At 36.3% G+C, this 278-nt stretch carries 1 protein-coding gene; it reads right to left on the bottom strand.

Annotation, left to right across the window (positions count from 1 at the left end; all coding sequences use genetic code 11):
• Nucleotides 1-36: 36 nt before the first annotated feature.
• Nucleotides 37-278, bottom strand: a 242-nt coding sequence (locus tag ACEN4N_RS11560; protein WP_138404303.1) for an IS30 family transposase, incomplete at its 5' end; no start/stop codon positions are given.

Genomic DNA, 278 nt, shown 5'->3' with positions numbered 1-278 from the left:
TGTTGAATTGCAATAATTAATGCGACAATTTTTTATTTACTCAATTAATAAGAGTTCGTGTAAAAATACTTCCAAAGGTGTTTGGTAATCTAAGCATTTCCTAGGTCGATTATTCATTAACCACAAAGCTTGGTTGAGTTCTTGGGAAATTACTCTAGCGAGGTCTGTTTTCTTAGGAAAAAACTCACGCAGTAAACCGTTAGAGTTCTCATTGGTTCCTCTTTGCCAGGCACTATAAGCATCGGCAAAATAAAAATCAATCCCTGCTGCTTCGACCT

The organism is Ruoffia sp. FAM 20857, assembly GCF_045528645.1.
Taxonomy (GTDB): domain Bacteria; phylum Bacillota; class Bacilli; order Lactobacillales; family Aerococcaceae; genus Ruoffia; species Ruoffia halotolerans.
This window is presented reverse-complemented; position numbering and strand designations above follow the sequence as displayed.